This is a genomic window from Streptomyces tricolor (assembly GCF_002155905.1).
GTDB lineage: Bacteria > Actinomycetota > Actinomycetes > Streptomycetales > Streptomycetaceae > Streptomyces > Streptomyces tricolor.
Genome location: NZ_MUMF01000796.1, coordinates 1 through 2,921 on the forward strand (window position 1 = coordinate 1; position 2,921 = coordinate 2,921).

Annotated in this window: 3 protein-coding genes; all 3 read right to left on the minus strand. The window is 76.0% G+C overall.

The window, feature by feature from the left end:
* Nucleotides 1–50: 50 nt before the first annotated feature.
* Nucleotides 51–476: a hypothetical protein gene (locus CCN44_RS47970; RefSeq protein ID WP_414820550.1), complete on the minus strand. Its 426-nt coding sequence runs from the start codon at nt 474–476 to the stop codon at nt 51–53.
* On the minus strand, nt 476–1,138 hold the full coding sequence (locus tag CCN44_RS39700; protein ID WP_059252244.1) for an RNA polymerase sigma factor: 663 nt from the start codon (nt 1,136–1,138) through the stop codon (nt 476–478). Before CCN44_RS39700 ends, CCN44_RS47970 begins: the two co-directional genes overlap by 1 nt.
* 407 nt (nt 1,139–1,545) lie before the next feature.
* Nucleotides 1,546–2,340, minus strand: coding sequence for a hypothetical protein (locus CCN44_RS39705; protein WP_086703975.1), 795 nt, complete (start codon nt 2,338–2,340; stop codon nt 1,546–1,548).
* Between the last annotated feature and the right edge of the window lie 581 nt (nt 2,341–2,921).

The following is a 2,921-nucleotide window of genomic DNA, read 5'->3' on the forward strand; positions in this document are numbered from 1 at the left end:
AGTACAAGTGGCTGAACCGGGGGACGGCGGACCGTCTGCTGCGCGGTGGGTCACTGGAAGCCGTCGACGCCTCCGTTCGTGACCAGGCCGAACGCCTCTCGCAGGCGCTCGGCGCGCTGTCCGCGGAGGCGGCCCCCGCGCCCGGTGAACTCCCCGGCGAGCAGGCCGCCCTGGCCGCGTTCCGCAAGGCCCGCGTCGGCGCCGGGTGCCGGGGTGCGGGCAGCGGCGGGGGCGTGGGCGGCGGCGGTGCGCTCCGCGTCGGCGGCCTCGCGGGCCTTGCGGAACGCGGCCAGGGCGGCCTGCTCGCCGGGGAGTTCACCGGGCGCGGGGGCCGCCTCCGCGGACAGCGCGCCGAGCGCCTGCGAGAGGCGTTCGGCCTGGTCACGAACGGAGGCGTCGACGGCTTCCAGTGACTCACCGCGCAGCAGACGTTCCGCCGTCTCCCGGTTCAGCCACTTGTACTGCTCGTCGGCCATCACATGTCCTTCTGCGTCCGCGCACGCGTATGCGTCACAGTTGCGGACGTCACCGCGCGGCTGCGCGGTTCTCGCTGAGGCGGGAGTGCGTCGAGTCCGCCCGCGGATTCCGGATCGTTCCCGATCAGCTCGGCGAGCCGCTTCAGACCGCGGTGCGCGGCGGTACGGACGGCGCCGGCGCGTTTGCCGAGGGTCTCGGCGGCGGTCTTGGCGTCCAGTCCCACGACGACGCGCAGGACGACCGCCTCGGCCTGGTCCTGCGGGAGCCGGGCGATCAGAGAGAGGGTGCTGTCGGTGGCCAGGGCCTCGATGGCCTCGCCGGCCGTGTCGGACTCGGCGGCCCGGCCGGTCAGCTCCGTCTCGTCGCCGCCTATGGCGGGGCGGCGGCCGCGCATGCGTATGTGGTCCAGGGCGCGGTTGCGGGCGATCCGGGCGGCCCAGCCGCGGAACCGGTCGGCGTCACCGCTGAACCGGTCCAGGTCGCGGGCGATCTGCAGCCAGGCCTCGGACGCGACGTCCTCGGCGTCGGCTTCGCCGACCAGTGTGCGGACGTATCCGAGCAGCCGGGGGTGCACCGCGCGGTACACCGTACGGAACGCGGTCTCGTCCCCGCTCTGTGCCGCACACACCGCGGCGGTCAGCTCCGCGTCGTCCCCCAGCACCGTACTCCCTTTACGCCCGTCTTCGATCGGCGCGAAAGGCACGTTACGGCGTGAAACCGCTACGCGTCCATGTCTGTAGAAGATGCAACTAACTCGTGACCGGGTTCGGATGTGCGCAGGGTGAGGTCCGGCGGTGGCCGGGTGTGACAGAAACCGCACTCTCGGCGCTGAAGAGAGTACGGGCCCGCGCGGCTCGTCCGTGCGACGGCCGGGGCCTCTCCTGTGGGGGGTGGCGGCCCCGGCCGTTGCCTCTGGCTTCCTCCCCCAGGCACCGCGGCCACCGAGCTGATCGACGGAGCCCTGATCTGCATGATGCCGCCGCAGCGGTCCTGGCACCCCCGGCGAGCGACCAGGCCGGTGACCGGAGAGCGCCGCCTCACCGCATGCCTGGCCATGGGCTCGCGGCCCTAGCGCTTGCCGCCCGCCGGCTTCCCGGGGCTGCCGCCCTTGGTCTCGCCCTTGCCCTCGCCCTTGCCGGCGCCACCGGAGTTGCCGGACTCGCCAGACTTGCCGGAATCGCCCGGCTTACCCGCCTTTTCGCCCTGTGCGCGGGCCTCCTGGGCGGCGCAGTAGTCCGCGACCTTCTCCCGGCCGCCCGCCGCCGTGACGAGCCGCTGCCAGGCGGTCGCCTCCAGGGCGCCGCCCCGCTCGCCGGCCTGTGCCCAGGCGCGGCAGCGGGCCAGGGTGTCCCGGGTGGTCGCCGGACGCCCGGCCCGCTCCGAGGGACCGGCGGACCCCGGGTCCCCCCGGCCGGCCGCCGCCCCGTCGGCCGAGGCGCCCGCCGAGACGGACGGGACGCTCGCCGACGGCCGCGCGGACCGGGAGGCGTCCCGCCCCTCGGCGCCCCGCCCGGACCCCGCCGAGCCGATCGCCGCGACGGCGACTCCGCCCAGCGTGAGACTCGCCAGCGCGAGCGAGAGGGTGGTCCGCAGGGAGCGGCGCGCGCGTCGGGGGCGCCCGGGGCGCCAGTCGTCCCGGGCCCGGGTCCGGGCGTCGTGCGCCCCCGCCTCGCGCGCGGCCCGGAAGGCGGCCACGGCGGCGCGCTCGCCCTCGGGGTCCACGCTCTCGGCACGCAGTACGGCACCGAACCGCGTCTCCAGGTCCGAGCCGCCCGGGGAGGTACCGGCCGGCGCGGCGACGGTGCCGTGAGGGTGCGCGCGCCGACGACCGGACAGCCCGTCGCCGCTGTGCCGTTCACCCATGTCCGTTCCCGTCCTCACCCGGTCCGCCCGGACCTCCGTACGCCGATCCACCCACACACCACACGCCCGCACACCCGCGTCCCACGAAGGCCCCGCACCCGGAGCCGCCGCCGACAACGGCCCCCCGCCCTAAGCCACCGGCCACCGCAGCCACACGCCGAAAGCCCCCGGCCACCACAACCCGACCCTCAGAGCCACCAGCCACCACACCCCCCGGCGCACGCCCGCCAGCCCCGGCCACACACCGGAACCCACCGGCCATCACGACCCGGCCCCCAAGGCCGCCGGCCGCCGCAGCCGCACGCCGAGAGCCCCCGGCCGCCTCACCCCGGCACCCGGAGCCATCAAGCGTCGCAGCCGCACGCCAGAAGCCCTCAGCCATCACAACCCGACCCCCGAGGCCGCCGGCCACCGCAGCCCTCTGCACACGCCCTCCGGCCACCACGCCCACACACCGGAACCCACCGGCCACCACAACCCGGCTCCCAAAGCCACCGGCCACCACGACCCGACCCCCAAGGCCACCAGCCACCGCAGCCCTCCACGCACGCCCGCCGGCCACCACAGCCCCGCGACCAAAG

Coding starts and splice junctions, on each gene's coding strand:
- CCN44_RS47970 (WP_414820550.1), bottom strand. CDS start 476: ATGGCCGACGAGCAGTACAAGTGGCTGAACCGGGAGACGGCGGAACGT.
- CCN44_RS39705 (WP_086703975.1), bottom strand. CDS start 2,340: ATGGGTGAACGGCACAGCGGCGACGGGCTGTCCGGTCGTCGGCGCGCG.